This is a genomic window from Parasedimentitalea huanghaiensis, assembly GCF_009753675.1.
Classification (GTDB): Bacteria; Pseudomonadota; Alphaproteobacteria; order Rhodobacterales; family Rhodobacteraceae; genus Parasedimentitalea; species Parasedimentitalea huanghaiensis.
Genome location: NZ_WQLV01000005.1, coordinates 244,376 through 257,160 on the forward strand (window position 1 = coordinate 244,376; position 12,785 = coordinate 257,160).

The window sequence follows — 12,785 nt, forward strand, 5'->3', positions numbered from 1 at the left end:
AGTGCAAATTAAAATTGACATTTGAAATACCAATTTGTACCCAGAACGAGAAGCACAACTAAAGTGAGGCCAATATGCAGCTTTCGATTCTTCTTATAACTCTGGGTCTGATGGGCGTGGCTGGGTGGCTGATCCTGCGTGCGGTCTGGGCCACAGAAGGGCCCTCGGCACCCAAAACCATTAACCGAACCCGGTCCTGCTTCCTGTGGGGGATGATAGCCGTTGGGGTTGTCATTTCAGTTGGATCACTACGGGAATGGCCGCACACATCCGCAGCTGACGATGCCCTGATCGTGAATATCACCAGCGGTCAATGGTGGTGGGAAACCGACACCACGGAAATTCCTCTTGGGCAGCAAGTGGAGTTCCGGGTCACAACCGAGGACGTCAACCACGGATTGGGCATCTATGACCCGGACATGAACCTGGTGGCGCAGGTTCAGGCAATGCCAAGCTATACAAACAAGGTTGTCCACACCTTTGACAAGGCCGGGCAATACCAGATCCTCTGTATGGAATTCTGCGGCATCGCGCACCACGACATGACTTATGACTTTGAAGTACTGGAGCAAAACTGATGTCTGCAACTGATGTGTATTCCGCTGAGAGCGGACCAAACCCACAAGAGGCCTTGGTGAAATTCACTATGCTTTTGGGAGGTGTGGTGTTCCTGCTCATGATGGTTTTTGGGTTGATTATGCGGGTCGCGCAGGGGGATCTGATTTCTCTGGATCCTGAGATGTTCTACCTGTTGCTGACGGCTCATGGAGCAGGGATGGTCGGATCCGCCGCATTGTCCGGTGCAGCGATCCTTTGGTTCTTCTCTGCGCGCCATTTGAACCTGAGATCCAGCATCTACATCGCGTTTTTGGGCCTGTTTCTGGCGGGTGTGGTGTTGATCCTTGGGTCTATCTTTATCGGCGGATATGGTGGGGCATGGACGTTCTTGTTCCCACTGCCAGCCATGTCTGGTGGTTTATGGGAGGCCTGGGCCGGTGTTATGTTCTGCGTTGGCTATTTGCTGATTGGCGTTGGATTCCTGTTGTATTACCTTGAACTGGGGTTGAAAATTGCCAGTCGTTACAACGGTCTTCTGGGTGGTTTGGGCTGGCGTTACCTTTTTGCCAACAACAGCACTGATGTTCCGCCTCCAACCATTGTGGCCGCATCCAGTGTGTTGGTTTTCAATACGATTGGGATTGTATTTGGGGCAGCCGTATTGGCAGCGAGCATCGTTAATCTGCTGCTCCCCAGTTTTGAGGTTGATCCGCTCTTAGCCAAGAACGCGATTTACTTCTTTGGGCATGTTTTCATCAATGCGACGATCTACATGGCAGTCACAGCGGTATACGAGATCTTGCCGGACTATACCGGGCGCCCTTGGAAATCGACCAAGCTGTTTATCGGTGCCTGGGCCGCTGTCGTGATCTTTGTTCAGGCGGTGTACTTCCACCACCTGCTGCAAGACGTAAACATGCCGGCTTGGACCATGGCTGTGGGCCAGGTCGTCTCATACGCATCAGGCGTGCCATTGATTGGTGTCACGGTGTTTTCCCTGGCGGTTTACATCAAGGGATCAGGGCTGAAGTGGGATCTCCCCATCAGTTTGCTGACATTGGGTGTGGTCGGCTGGGGGCTGGGATCCATTCCGGCGATGGTTGATGGCATGGTCTCGGTGAACAAGCTGATGCACAACACACAATGGGTCCCCGGCCATTTTCATACCTACCTGTTGCTGGGAGAGGTCGCCATGGCTTTTGGTTTTGCAGCTTGGCTGGTTCGGGACAAAGCAGTCACAACACTATCCAGCCTGGATCGTCTGGTGTTTCGCGCCTACGTGTTCGGCGGCGCTGGGTTTGTTTTGGTCTTCCTGTGGTCTGGGGCCAGTTCGATTCCGCGTCGCTGGGCGGTGCACTATGAACAGTGGCAGTTGCAAAGCCAGTTGGCGAGCGGCTTTGCCCTGATTGTGGTGCTGGCCACCTTGGTATTGGTTGTGCGGTATGTGGCTGGTCTGGCGAGGCGGTCACAATGAAACAGGTGACTTTCACCCTTAGCGCAGCCCTGTTGGGCTGTGCTGCGATCTGGCAAGCTACAGACGGGGGGCGGGCGGTGACCGCCGAGGGGGCACGGCGTGTCCAGATAGCTGAAAATCCAGTACATGTTCCGCCCGTTTCGCTGGAGACAATGGATGGCAGTCTGCAAATGTGGCCCGCGCAGGGGCAACCCATCCTGCTGGAGTTCATTTACACCACCTGTCCAACAATCTGTCAGACATCAGGCGGTGACTTTGCTGAGTTGCGGGATCATTTGACGGACAAGGGGCTGGATGTGCCGATGTATTCTGTCAGCTTTGATCCAGTCACAGATGCCTTGCCGGAACTGCAGTCATATGGCGAAGCTCATGGTGCATCTGGTCAGCCCTGGACTATAGCGAGACCGGAAACAGACGCAGTGGCAGGGCTTTTAGATTTGTTCCGCGTCACTGTCATACCGGACCGTTGGGGTGGTTATCAGCACAACATCGCAGTTTTGGTCATTAATCCAAACGGAGAGTTCGCAGGCGCATACGATACACGGGCGTTCGCAGACATCCGTTCAGCAGTTGAGGCAATGCTGTGATCCGAATTGTCATGGCTGGTACTGCTTTTTCAGTTGCTTGTAGCCTGCAGCCTTTGGTTGGACAGGACCCTGTGATCCATGTTTTGGCGCAGTTTCCTGCCTTGATCCTTGCGGGGAGCCTGTTGGGGGGGCGGTTTCGACTACCACAACACCTCACGGGCCCCACATTGGTTTTGGCACTTGTGTCTCTGGCAATCTGGATGTTGCCCCGTTCCTTGGATGCCGCTTTGTTGGATCCGGTTTGGATGGTGGCCAAATTTGTTACGCTCCCGCTTTGCGTGGGGCTGCCACTTGCTGCCGCCTGGTCTCACGTTGGTTCTGTACTGCGCGGGTTCCTGAAAGCACAGGCCATTTCAATGCTGCTGTTCCTAGGCTTCCTCTACACACATGCTCCGATGCGACTTTGCAATTCATACCTGGTGGATGACCAGCAACGTCTGGGGCTTGGATTTGTTTACCTCGCCTGCGCGTTGATCCTCTGGTGGATCATCCCGGTGTTCTTTGGGCAAATCTCATCAAATAAGAAAGACGACGACAATGACGTTTCACGACACCGTATCGAACTTCGCTGATCTCGCGGTGAAAAAGCGCAAACACCTGCGCAAGGACCCACTGGGTTTCTTTGTTCTCTCGATGATGGCTGGAGCTTATGTTGGGCTGGGTATCCTGCTGATTTTCTCAGTCGGTCAAGGGGTTGATCCGGGTATTCGCCCGGTGGTGATGGGGGCAAGTTTTGGCATCGCCTTGATGTTGGTGATCTACGCGGGTTCAGAACTCTTCACCGGCCATACAATGTACATGACACTAGGACTGTTAACCGGACGCACGGGCTTAGGTGACCTGATCCGGTGTTGGCTGGCAAGCTGGTCAGGCAATTTGCTCGGGGCGAGCTTACTTGCAGTGGTGTTCGTTTACGGAGGTGGTGGTCTGATATTGGGGGCCGAAGAAAATAGCCTGCTACATCTGATTGCCGAGAAGAAAATGAAAGGCGATGGCCTAGGGTTGTTTTTGAAAGGGATGCTCTGCAATTGGCTGGTTTGCCTGGCAATCTGGACTGGCGCGCGCACGTCGAATGACATGGCCAAAATCGCCCTCATCTGGTTCTGCCTCTACGCCTTTATCGCCGCAGGGTTTGAGCACTCGGTGGCCAATATGACGGTCTTTGCAATTGCTTTGCTGTCCGAGCATTCAGAAAGTGTGTCGCTGGCAGGCGCGTTGAGAAATCTGGCTTATGTCAGTGCAGGAAATGCCGTCGCTGGGGCTATTTTCATGGGCGGTGGTTATTGGGTCGCTGCGGGTCGACCCAAAAGCGCCTAACCGCGCAGATTGTCCCGCTCTTGTGATGAGAGCGGGACATCTTCGGCCTCGAGCATTCGGGCTGCATCGCCTTCGGGATCGGCATATTGATCGGTACGAACCGTCCACAAAAATCCTGCAAACGTTACAACCGCCAAGATAATAGAGAGCGGGATGAGATAGGTGATTGCTATCATTTTTGACCTTTCAGACGCAGCCCGTTGGTGAGTACGATCAGCGACGAAGAGGACATCAGCAATGCCGCGATCAAAGGATTGAGCATTCCACACAGGGCCAGTGGAACGGTGATGACGTTATAAACCGTTGCAAACCAAAGGTTCTGTTTGATCAGCTGACTGGCCTGACGGGCCAGAACAATGGCGTCGGTGATCAGGCAGAGACGGGGTTGCAGCAATAGGATATCAGCAGCGACCTGAGCAATTTGTGTTGCACCTGAAAATGAAGCTGAAACCGAGGCTCCACCCAACGCCGCACTATCGTTGATACCGTCGCCAACCATCAGGGCGGTAGTGTTCCCAGATTGCAGTGTTTGAACAACCTGCAATTTGTCCTTTGGTTTCTGTTCGCCCAGCCAATCGGAAAAGCCCTGTTCCTGGGCAAAACGTTTTACGGCAAGTTTGGTATCACCAGACAGCAGCGTAACGGGTAGGGATAGCTTGCTGGTCTGCGCTAGGAAGACACCCAAATCCGCACGGGGGGCCTCGTCAAAGGTGATCTGTTCAATCTCCCCCGAAGGGGCGCGATACCAAAGCGACGGCTTTTCCTGCTCCTTGGTTTGTGCGCCGGTAAATTCTGCAGAACCAAGACGGGCGCCACTTGGCGCTTCGACTCCTTGCCCTTGAACTTCAACCGCGCCAGTGACAGCCGCTACGCTATGTTCGCCCATCAAGGCACGGGCCAGTGGATGTTGGCTGGAGGCAGCAAGGCTCCGTGCGTTATTCAGGACCGACACATCAAGACCGGTTGTAACAGTGAGGGTTGGGTTTGATGCAGTTCCGGTTTTGTCGAGGTATATGTGTTCGACCGCACCGAGAGTTTCCAATGCGTCACCCGACTTCACCACAACACCCGCGCGCATGAGCAAGTTAACTGCCCGGGTTGTCACTGCCGGGGTTGCCAGACCCGCAGCGCAGGGGCATGTGACGACCAATACAGCGACAGCGATCATCAGCGCATCTGCAAAGCTTGCGCCCAATGCAAAATACCACAGCAAAAATCCAATTCCGCCGCCGCCCAGAACCAGTGGAATATATCCAGCGGCAAAACGGTCTGAGAGTTTTTGCATTGCCCCTTTATGTGCCACGACATCATCAACCAGTTGCGCCATCTGCCCGATATAGGCTGCGTCTCCAACCCGGGTGACCTGTATTTCTGCGGGCCCGGTTTGCAACACTGCACCGGCTGCTATTTCAGATCCTTTGATGGCGCAGCGTGGCAGAGTCTCACCGGTAAGGATGCTTTCATCCAGCTCTACTTGTTGACTTAGAAGGACACCGTCAGCGGGCACGCGTTCCCCAGATGCAACAAGAACCCGGTCGCCAGAGCGTAATGCGTCTGCGGGAATGTCGACCGTGGTGTTGTCTGGTTCCATGCGATGGGCAGTGATCTCCATCAGTGTTCGTAAATTTCCAGCAGCATCCCCAGAACGCCGCCGCAACGATTGTTCCAACACTCGGCCAATCAACAAGAAAAAGATCAGCGATACGACAGCATCATAGTAGACGTGATCAGAACCACGCCAGGTTTCAAACAGGCTGGCAGCAAAAGTAATCCAGATAGCCAGGGTAATGGGTGTGTCCATGGTCATGCGTCCCACCCGCATTGCCCGCAGGGCAGGGGTATGAAAAGCGGACCCCGAATAAAGAACAACAGGTAGGGCCACCGCAGCAGACAGCCAATGCATGAACTGCATTGTCCCGGCGGCCATATCAGTCACCAACCCAGACCAGACCGAGATAGAGAAAGCCATGATGTTCATCATGCCAATCGCTGCTGCGGCAAGCCTGGGCAATAATGAAGGTTCCTGATGGCCTTTTGTATCGCCAGATAAAACGCTGGCTTCGTACCCCAGATCCTGGATGGATTTGGTCAGCCCATCCAAACTATGTTCGTCCTCGTCCCAGATAAGACGCAAACGCTTTTGTGTGGCATTGCCGCGCGCGAATTGAACTCCGGGCAGGGCTTGCAGGCTGCGTTCAATTTTCAGGACACAGCCGGCGCAGCGAACCCCTTGTAATGCGAAGGTTTGGGTCGCGGCGCTCATTTTGCGGCTCCAGATGTATTGGATTTCAAAACCTGACCTTCGTAGGCTGTAAACGCGAGCGAGATGTGCCGGTATTTCAAACCGGCGTAGGCCACCAACAGTCCCAGGATCAGAGCATAGAACAGGCGTTGGGTTTTGCGTTCCCGATCACTGTCTCGCATCACCCTCTCCTGCCCAGAGCACATAGAGTGTCAGCAACTTGATCTCAGCAGGACTAAGCCGTGTGGACCACGATGGCATAACCCCTGCGCGACCACCTTTTAGTGTCTCCAGTATGGCGTCAGGATCTTTCCCATAAATCCAGGCCTCATCGGTCAGGCTTGGCGCACCGCTTTCCAGCCCCCCAACGCCACCATCGTTGTGGCAGCCGGAACAATTCTCTGCAAAGAGGTCACCCCCACGAGAGGCAGCGGTGGCGTCGTGGTCTTGGCCCGAAATCATGAGAACATAGTCGGTGACGTCCGAAATTTCGGCGGCAGCCAACATATCATCCCGACCAAAGGCAGGCATCTCGGCATAACGGGTGTCTTCGTGCGTCGTGTTGATGCCAACTTGTAGTGTGTATTCAATTTCCTCCGGTGTGCCGGACCAAAGCCAGTGCCCGTCAGTCAGGTTTGGAAAACTCTCTTGCCCCTGCAAATCCCGGCCGTGGCAAACAGAACAATTGTCACGATAGAGAACTTGCGCCGCAGGTTCATAACGCGCTTGTAGATCCGGGTCTTCAGATAGGGCTGTGACATCCAGGGTTTCAAACGGGGCAAAGGCTTCTGCCCGCAAGGCACGCCCATCAGCGACTTTTTCCTGTACGTCTAGCCGGGAAGAATAGCCCAACACGCCCTTGGTGTAATCTGACACAAAGGGCCAAGCAGGATACAACAACCAATACACCATGCAGATTGCAATGGATCCCCATAGCCAAATGCGAAAGACCTTGGGAATGGGGGTGTTCAGTTCCTTGATGCCGTTCCATTCATGGCCAGTGGTCAATTCGCCGCTGACCTCATCGCGTTCTGGAGTCATTGTTTGATTTCCTCATCAGTATGCGGGCTTTGTGCTGCCGCCTCATAGATTGATTTACGGCCCGGCCAATAGGTCCAGAGCGCGGCCAAGAGGAAGACAACCAGCAGGTACATCGCACCCCAGGTTTTTGAAAAAACAAGAACGGCGTCATGCATAACATCACCAGTCATCGTGCGATCTCCTCGTGGTTCAGAGTGTCGAAGTTCACCAGAGTGCCAAGCATTTGAAGGTAGGCGACCAATGCGTCCATTTCGGTTAGGCGATCTGGATTGCCATCAAAATCGCGCACCTGAACATCTGGACCGTAGCGTTCGAACAGTTCGTCCTCATTATCGGCGTCCTGATCGCCCTGATATCCTGCGTCACGTTGGGCATTCTCGATCTGGCTGTCGGTATACGGAACACCAGTACGAGACAGTGCGGTGAGAGAAGAGGGCAGGCGTGCTGTGTCTAAGGATGTATCAGACAGGAAAGCATATCCGGGCATCACAGACCCTTGGACAACTGCGCGCGGGTCCGAGAGGTGGGCAACGTGCCAGTCGTCTGAGTACTTGCCTCCAATCCGCGCCAAATCTGGTCCTGTGCGTTTGGACCCCCATTGGTGAGGGTGGTCATACATCGATTCCGCCGCCAGGCTATAGGGGCCATAACGATCGACATCCGACTTCAAGGTGCGGATCATCTGGCTATGACATGCATAGCATCCCTCGCGCACGTAGATGTCGAACCCGGCCAGCTCAAGCGGGGTGTAGGGGCGAATGCCGTCAACCTTTTCCACGGTGTTTTCGATGGTGAACAAAGGCGCGATTTCAAAGAGACCGCCCAAAGAGGCCACAAAAAGAATAGCCGTGGCAAAGGCCATGCTGTGGCGTTCAAGTTTTGCGTGTTTGGTGTCCATTGAATTCACTCCGCAGGTCGCGCCAAGGGCAACGCAAGTTTGTCAGCACCTCGAAGCCGGGGGCCAGCGACGGTCATGTAGATATTGTAAGACCCAATCAACGCCCCGATCAGATAGAGAAGCCCACCAATCGCGCGAGCTATGTAATAGGGGCGCATCGCATCCACAGTGTCGATAAAGGCATAGGTGAAGGCACCGTTTGGATCGTAAGTCTGCCACATCAGGGACTGGGTGATGCCACTGTTCCACATGGCGCCCACGTAGATCAGGGTCCCAGTCAGCGCGAGCCAGAAGTGCCAGGCTTCGAGCCGCAGCGAGTACATGCTCTCGCGTTTCCAGAGCCATGGAACCATTTTGTACATTGCCCCAAATGTGATGAAGGCAACCCAGCCGAGGGCCCCAGCGTGAACATGACCAACGGTCCAGTCGGTATAGTGGCTCAACGTATTGACGGGACGAATAGCCATAAACGAACCTTCAAACGTGGTGAGACCGTAGAACAGAACTGCCACCATCATGAAGCGTACCGCAGGGTCGGTGCGTACTTTGTCCCAGGCCCCATTGAGGGTGAGAATTCCGTTGAACACAGATCCCCAGCTAGGCACCAGCAGAATGATCGACATGGTCATTCCCAGATACTGAACCCAATCTGGCAGGGCGGTGTAATGCAGGTGATGTGATCCGGCCCAGAGGTACAGGAAAGTAATCCCCCAGAACCCCAGAATTGACATGCGATAGCTGTAAATTGGTCGGCCAACTGCCTTGGGCAGGAAATAGTACATCATCCCAAGGAAGCCCGCAGTCAGAAGAAACCCAACCGCATTATGGCCATACCACCACTGTGTCATGGCGTCCTGAACGCCCGCAAACAGGGGATAGCTTTTGGCGTAGGAAATCGAGACCGGCACCGACAAATTGTTGACCACATGCAACATTGCAATCACCACAATGAACCCGAGGTAGTACCAGTTGGCTACATAGATATGCGGTTCGGCTCTGCGGGCAAGCGTCCGCATATAGAGCAGCAGATAAGCCACCCATGTGAACAGCAGGATCAGGTCTGCGTACCACTCTGGTTCGGCATATTCTTTGGATTGGGTAATCCCCAGCGGATAGCCAGTGACAGCAAGCACAACAAAGAGGTTGTAGCCTCCAAACACTAACCAAGGCAGTGTTTCACTGGACAGTCGGGCCCGCGAGGTGCGTTGAACAACATAAAACGAAGTGGCGAGCAATGCATTACCACCAAATCCAAAGATCACCGAAGTTGTGTGAATTGGTCGAATGCGGCCAAAGTTACTCCAGGACATGTCACCGTTCAGTGACGGGAATGCGAGTTGCCAGGCCAGAAGGTCTCCGATTGTAAACCCGATTACACCCCAGACGAAGCAGGCCAGAACACCCCACTTAATTACGTCGTCCTTGTATTCTAGCGGGATATCCGGAGAGGGATCGGTCAGGCGGTTTATGAGATACATCGCACCCCAGCCGGCTGCGATGGCGATGATCCAGCCATGTAGGACATAGCCGGTGTCGATCCCCCATCCCAAGATGGCAATGCCCAGCACTAGAACGCACAACACAGCGGTCAGAGTGAGCAGAATCTCAGATTGTCGTGTCATGTCTGGTCCTCCGCCGCATCCGGGATGCGATAGAATTCGACTTTGAAAGCAACCGAACCTATTGGTGCAACCTTGTGTAGTTCCTGAGGCCAGATTACGGCGGTTTGCCCAGCTGGGATTTGTTGGGCAGGCAGGTTTTCACGCAGGTAATTCAATGTACCTTCACTGACGACGATCTGCCCCCAGACACCGGGCTTTGTGTTGTGATCTCGGCGTAACGCTTCGGGAATGGTGTCTTGGGTAAACAGTGGAGATTCCGAGTACTTTACAGCGTTTGCTGGTAGGGTTTGGGTCATGGTTTTAGTCCTGAAAGAGGTCGGCGTAGGCATGCCATGTGGCAAAGCCGAGGATTGGAAAGAGAGGGATCAAGGCCAACAGGCCGGTGAGGACAGCGATGGTTGACAAGGCAGTCACGCAGGTGGCCCAGGCCAGCATCAGCCGAAAATTTTGGGTGGTGGCATTAAAGCTAAGACCCATCGCAGAAAACCCGTCGATGTCGCGCTGAACCAGCATTGGAAAAGAAAACACAGAGATCGCAAAACCAAGCGCTGCAAATAGGCCTCCGGTGATTGACCCGGTCACAAACAGCAGAATGCCCTGAGGTGTGGTGAACAGGGTTTGCAGTGTTTCCCAAAAGCCGGCAAATGGACGAAGGCCGAAGAAAACCGCGAACAACAGCACGGCTGCCCGCACCCAAGTCAGGATCAAGACCATCATGACAACGCTGACCAGAAAGATCTGGCCGGGTGCGGCGACGCCTTGCCCCCCCAATCCCTGGGCCCGGCGACTGATGCGGTATAACCCTACCGTTGTCAGCGGACCCAATAGCATAGCACCGGAAATCATCGGCAGGATCATCCAGCCCAACCTGAAGTAGCCAAGCGCCAGTAGGGTTAGCCAGATTACTGTCACCAAGCCGAGGCCATACAGAATTGAATGTCCAAGGTGATTACGAAAGTCAGCTGTTCCCAAGGCAAGCCAGTGCTTTACTGTTGGCCAAACAGGTTGGTCGAGAATGCGTGCCTTGCGTCTAGAGGAGACTGTTTGGTTTGATTGATGCATCTCATTTACTCATTTTAAGTGTCGCTGGCCTTGCAACTAGCCCCGTGAAATTCAAAGGGTAGTTGGTTGCTTCGTTTAGAAAAGCGGCGGAGAATCCGCGCGTTGGCGATATTGCTGGATGCCAAAAGACAGACTTCGGCCAATTTTGTCGGCCAAGTTGGACAACCCATCCGCAGTTGCAGGAGGCAGGACCTCCTTTGCTGTCTGCCGGAACAGGGTCAGCCAATGTGCAAAGTGCCGGGGTTCAATGTCCATGTTTTCCACATGAACCATCATCGGGCTCCCAGTGTAACTTCGATCCAATCCCACCGCGTTGCGCCAAAAACTTGCGATTTTGGCCTCGTGGTGCCGCCAATGCTCGCGCGAAGTGCCAACCGCTGCAGCAAAGACTGGTCCGAGCTGTGGATCCTTGCGTACGCGCGCATAAAAGGCAGCCACTACAAGGTCGATTTGATCACCGGAAATATCAAAGTTTTTCAACGGAACAGCCTTTCAAGTTGAGAGGGTGACGAGGCAACTGCCATGTCAGACGCTGTGCCTTTCTTTGAGTGTCAAGTTGCAAAAAACCGGCGAACATCAGGAGGGTAAGTTTTGCGACTTCGGCCCCGACGAAAAGAAAATGCAATGCAGGTCCATCCGGCACGTTGCCAGCGATGATCATATCGGTGCGGTGTTGCAGCAAAGGGGTCAACCAATGCTGCTGTAACACCAGTAGCAATATTATCAGACAGTGAGCGGGCGTTGGACGTTGCCGTCGTGCTGCCAAAAGCAAAAGAACTGTCGCACAGAGGATCCATTCAGCGTTCCCCAGCCAAGCGAACTGAGCACGGCCCACCAACAACAGCTCCGCCGTGGTGAGCGTTGAAACCTGAAACTTTGCGGCTGCGGCAAGGATATTGCCACCTACAGACACGCCAGCCCAGAAAAAGAAAACCGCAGATGTAAATTTGGGTGTCATGACGTCACCTCCGTTGAAGCCGCGCCGTTGCCTGTGCCACCCAGGCCCCGAACAAGACTGACGGCAATGTTTTCCGCGCGCCGCATCATGTGTGCTGTGAAGTCTGGGTTCGGGCTGACTTCGGATAGCGTTTGGGAGAAAAGTGCAAGCCAGATCGGAAAATGATCGGGTTCCAGGGTGGGTAAGCCTGCGTGTATCTGCACCGGTTTGCCTGAATATTCGCCGCTGTTTAGCAGAACCCCACGCCAGAACCGCTCCATTTTTGCAAGGTGTTCGCCCCAGTCTGCAACCGAGGCATGGAAGAGGGGGCCCAGAACCTGATGTTGGCGCACCTTGTTGTAGAAGACAGTTATGACCAGCCGAATGGACTCGGTGTTGAAGCCCATCTCAGCGGCGCGCCTTTGAACCTCAGTGCGCCTTAGTAGGGCAGTTCTATGTGCAGTTTTCGTCATCAGCCAACCCCGATTTTGCTCAAGGCTGGTGTAGTTTTTTAAATTGGCATTGTAAATACCTATTTAAGATCGTAAGTGATGGTGCGGCAAAAATGCTCAGATTGGAGAATGATATGGCAAAGTTTGTTAACACAGCGATTGCAGTTGTATTGGCTGGACTTGCGACGGTTTCGAGTGCGGAAATCCATGAGGTTCGCATGATGAACCGATCGGAAGAAGGGCGCATGGTTTTTGAACCTTCGTTCCTAAGAGTGGACGTCGGTGACACCGTTCGCTTTCTCGTGACGGATAAAGGACATAATGCGGAAACAGTGAAGACGATGGTCCCCGCGGGCGAGGAGGGCTTCAAGGGAGCCATTAACGAAGAGGTTGAGTTCGTTTTTCAGGCAGAAGGTTTTTACGGCGTAAAATGCAAACCGCATTACAACATGGGCATGGTGATGACTGTCGCGGTTGGGGCTGAAACCTTGCAAGCCCCCGAAGGGTTTCTGGAAGGTCGCATTCCCAAAAAGGCCGTTCAACGCTTTACTGAACAACTTTCAAAGCTTGCAATTGACTAGTCTGAGCGAAAAAG

At 53.9% G+C, this 12,785-nt stretch carries 18 protein-coding genes; 6 read left to right on the forward strand and 12 right to left on the reverse strand.

Going from position 1 to position 12,785, the window contains the following annotated elements; translation table 11 throughout:
- Window positions 1-74: 74 nt before the first annotated feature.
- The 5 genes from GO984_RS10240 to GO984_RS10260 are packed head-to-tail and all read left to right on the forward strand — an operon-like array spanning window position 75 to window position 3,936.
- Complete coding sequence (locus tag GO984_RS10240; RefSeq protein WP_157022442.1) at window positions 75-578, forward strand: cupredoxin domain-containing protein; 504 nt, start codon at window positions 75-77, stop codon at window positions 576-578.
- Entirely contained in the window at window positions 578-2,032 is a 1,455-nt protein-coding gene (locus tag GO984_RS10245; protein ID WP_245231067.1) for a cbb3-type cytochrome c oxidase subunit I, read from the forward strand. Before GO984_RS10240 ends, GO984_RS10245 begins: the two co-directional genes overlap by 1 nt.
- Entirely contained in the window at window positions 2,029-2,619 is a 591-nt protein-coding gene (locus GO984_RS10250) for an SCO family protein (protein ID WP_157022443.1), read from the forward strand. The genes GO984_RS10245 and GO984_RS10250 overlap by 4 nt, the downstream gene beginning before the upstream one ends.
- Window positions 2,616-3,191, forward strand: coding sequence for a hypothetical protein (locus tag GO984_RS10255; protein ID WP_157022444.1), 576 nt, complete (start codon window positions 2,616-2,618; stop codon window positions 3,189-3,191). Before GO984_RS10250 ends, GO984_RS10255 begins: the two co-directional genes overlap by 4 nt.
- Window positions 3,157-3,936, forward strand: a complete 780-nt coding sequence (locus tag GO984_RS10260; RefSeq protein ID WP_157022445.1) for a formate/nitrite transporter family protein — start codon at window positions 3,157-3,159, stop codon at window positions 3,934-3,936. The genes GO984_RS10255 and GO984_RS10260 overlap by 35 nt, the downstream gene beginning before the upstream one ends.
- Here GO984_RS10260 and ccoS read toward each other — a convergent pair.
- The 12 genes from ccoS to GO984_RS10320 all read right to left on the reverse strand — a co-directional run bounded on the left by ccoS (window position 3,933) and on the right by GO984_RS10320 (window position 12,211).
- Window positions 3,933-4,112, reverse strand: a complete 180-nt coding sequence (gene ccoS / locus GO984_RS10265; RefSeq protein ID WP_157022446.1) for a cbb3-type cytochrome oxidase assembly protein CcoS — start codon at window positions 4,110-4,112, stop codon at window positions 3,933-3,935. The genes GO984_RS10260 and ccoS overlap by 4 nt on opposite strands.
- Window positions 4,109-6,199, reverse strand: coding sequence for a heavy metal translocating P-type ATPase (locus tag GO984_RS10270; protein WP_157022447.1), 2,091 nt, complete (start codon window positions 6,197-6,199; stop codon window positions 4,109-4,111). The genes ccoS and GO984_RS10270 overlap by 4 nt, the downstream gene beginning before the upstream one ends.
- Complete coding sequence (locus GO984_RS10275) at window positions 6,196-6,360, reverse strand: hypothetical protein (RefSeq protein WP_157022448.1); 165 nt, start codon at window positions 6,358-6,360, stop codon at window positions 6,196-6,198. The genes GO984_RS10270 and GO984_RS10275 overlap by 4 nt, the downstream gene beginning before the upstream one ends.
- On the reverse strand, window positions 6,347-7,219 hold the full coding sequence (gene ccoP, locus GO984_RS10280) for a cytochrome-c oxidase, cbb3-type subunit III (protein WP_157022449.1): 873 nt from the start codon (window positions 7,217-7,219) through the stop codon (window positions 6,347-6,349). The genes GO984_RS10275 and ccoP overlap by 14 nt, the downstream gene beginning before the upstream one ends.
- A complete protein-coding gene (locus GO984_RS10285) occupies window positions 7,216-7,389 on the reverse strand; it encodes a cbb3-type cytochrome c oxidase subunit 3 (protein ID WP_157022450.1) in 174 nt (57 codons plus the stop codon). The genes ccoP and GO984_RS10285 overlap by 4 nt, the downstream gene beginning before the upstream one ends.
- Complete coding sequence (ccoO, locus tag GO984_RS10290; RefSeq protein WP_157022451.1) at window positions 7,386-8,117, reverse strand: cytochrome-c oxidase, cbb3-type subunit II; 732 nt, start codon at window positions 8,115-8,117, stop codon at window positions 7,386-7,388. Before ccoO ends, GO984_RS10285 begins: the two co-directional genes overlap by 4 nt.
- A 5-nt stretch (window positions 8,118-8,122) precedes the next feature.
- A complete protein-coding gene (gene ccoN / locus GO984_RS10295) occupies window positions 8,123-9,739 on the reverse strand; it encodes a cytochrome-c oxidase, cbb3-type subunit I (RefSeq protein WP_157022452.1) in 1,617 nt (538 codons plus the stop codon).
- Window positions 9,736-10,035 (reverse strand): TehB family protein, encoded by a 300-nt coding sequence (locus tag GO984_RS10300; protein ID WP_157022453.1) that lies wholly within the window; start codon window positions 10,033-10,035, stop codon window positions 9,736-9,738. The genes ccoN and GO984_RS10300 overlap by 4 nt, the downstream gene beginning before the upstream one ends.
- 4 nt (window positions 10,036-10,039) lie before the next feature.
- Entirely contained in the window at window positions 10,040-10,801 is a 762-nt protein-coding gene (locus GO984_RS10305) for a DUF2189 domain-containing protein (RefSeq protein WP_157022454.1), read from the reverse strand.
- A gap of 75 nt (window positions 10,802-10,876) precedes the next feature.
- The gene (locus tag GO984_RS10310; RefSeq protein ID WP_157022455.1) at window positions 10,877-11,281 is read right to left on the reverse strand and encodes a group III truncated hemoglobin; all 405 of its coding nucleotides are present in this window, start codon (window positions 11,279-11,281) and stop codon (window positions 10,877-10,879) included.
- The gene (locus GO984_RS10315; protein WP_157022456.1) at window positions 11,268-11,759 is read right to left on the reverse strand and encodes a hypothetical protein; all 492 of its coding nucleotides are present in this window, start codon (window positions 11,757-11,759) and stop codon (window positions 11,268-11,270) included. The genes GO984_RS10310 and GO984_RS10315 overlap by 14 nt, the downstream gene beginning before the upstream one ends.
- A complete protein-coding gene (locus GO984_RS10320; RefSeq protein ID WP_157022457.1) occupies window positions 11,756-12,211 on the reverse strand; it encodes a group III truncated hemoglobin in 456 nt (151 codons plus the stop codon). The genes GO984_RS10315 and GO984_RS10320 overlap by 4 nt, the downstream gene beginning before the upstream one ends.
- Before the next feature lie 113 nt (window positions 12,212-12,324).
- Between GO984_RS10320 and GO984_RS10325 the strand changes: the two genes are divergently transcribed.
- Window positions 12,325-12,771: a pseudoazurin gene (locus GO984_RS10325; protein ID WP_157022458.1), complete on the forward strand. Its 447-nt coding sequence runs from the start codon at window positions 12,325-12,327 to the stop codon at window positions 12,769-12,771.
- The last annotated feature ends 14 nt before the right edge of the window (window positions 12,772-12,785 follow it).

What these genes read in the sequence shown, in the direction of transcription:
- GO984_RS10275 (WP_157022448.1), bottom strand. Translation starts at nt 6,360, where the DNA reads ATGCGAGACAGTGATCGGGAACGCAAAACCCAACGCCTGTTCTATGCT.
- GO984_RS10245 (WP_245231067.1), top strand. Translation starts at nt 578, where the DNA reads ATGTCTGCAACTGATGTGTATTCCGCTGAGAGCGGACCAAACCCACAA.
- GO984_RS10325 (WP_157022458.1), top strand. Translation starts at nt 12,325, where the DNA reads ATGGCAAAGTTTGTTAACACAGCGATTGCAGTTGTATTGGCTGGACTT.
- GO984_RS10270 (WP_157022447.1), bottom strand. Translation starts at nt 6,199, where the DNA reads ATGAGCGCCGCGACCCAAACCTTCGCATTACAAGGGGTTCGCTGCGCC.
- GO984_RS10285 (WP_157022450.1), bottom strand. Translation starts at nt 7,389, where the DNA reads ATGACTGGTGATGTTATGCATGACGCCGTTCTTGTTTTTTCAAAAACC.
- ccoP (WP_157022449.1), bottom strand. Translation starts at nt 7,219, where the DNA reads ATGACTCCAGAACGCGATGAGGTCAGCGGCGAATTGACCACTGGCCAT.
- ccoO (WP_157022451.1), bottom strand. Translation starts at nt 8,117, where the DNA reads ATGGACACCAAACACGCAAAACTTGAACGCCACAGCATGGCCTTTGCC.
- GO984_RS10315 (WP_157022456.1), bottom strand. Translation starts at nt 11,759, where the DNA reads ATGACACCCAAATTTACATCTGCGGTTTTCTTTTTCTGGGCTGGCGTG.
- GO984_RS10305 (WP_157022454.1), bottom strand. Translation starts at nt 10,801, where the DNA reads ATGCATCAATCAAACCAAACAGTCTCCTCTAGACGCAAGGCACGCATT.
- ccoS (WP_157022446.1), bottom strand. Translation starts at nt 4,112, where the DNA reads ATGATAGCAATCACCTATCTCATCCCGCTCTCTATTATCTTGGCGGTT.
- GO984_RS10260 (WP_157022445.1), top strand. Translation starts at nt 3,157, where the DNA reads ATGACGTTTCACGACACCGTATCGAACTTCGCTGATCTCGCGGTGAAA.
- GO984_RS10320 (WP_157022457.1), bottom strand. Translation starts at nt 12,211, where the DNA reads ATGACGAAAACTGCACATAGAACTGCCCTACTAAGGCGCACTGAGGTT.
- GO984_RS10250 (WP_157022443.1), top strand. Translation starts at nt 2,029, where the DNA reads ATGAAACAGGTGACTTTCACCCTTAGCGCAGCCCTGTTGGGCTGTGCT.
- GO984_RS10240 (WP_157022442.1), top strand. Translation starts at nt 75, where the DNA reads ATGCAGCTTTCGATTCTTCTTATAACTCTGGGTCTGATGGGCGTGGCT.
- GO984_RS10300 (WP_157022453.1), bottom strand. Translation starts at nt 10,035, where the DNA reads ATGACCCAAACCCTACCAGCAAACGCTGTAAAGTACTCGGAATCTCCA.
- ccoN (WP_157022452.1), bottom strand. Translation starts at nt 9,739, where the DNA reads ATGACACGACAATCTGAGATTCTGCTCACTCTGACCGCTGTGTTGTGC.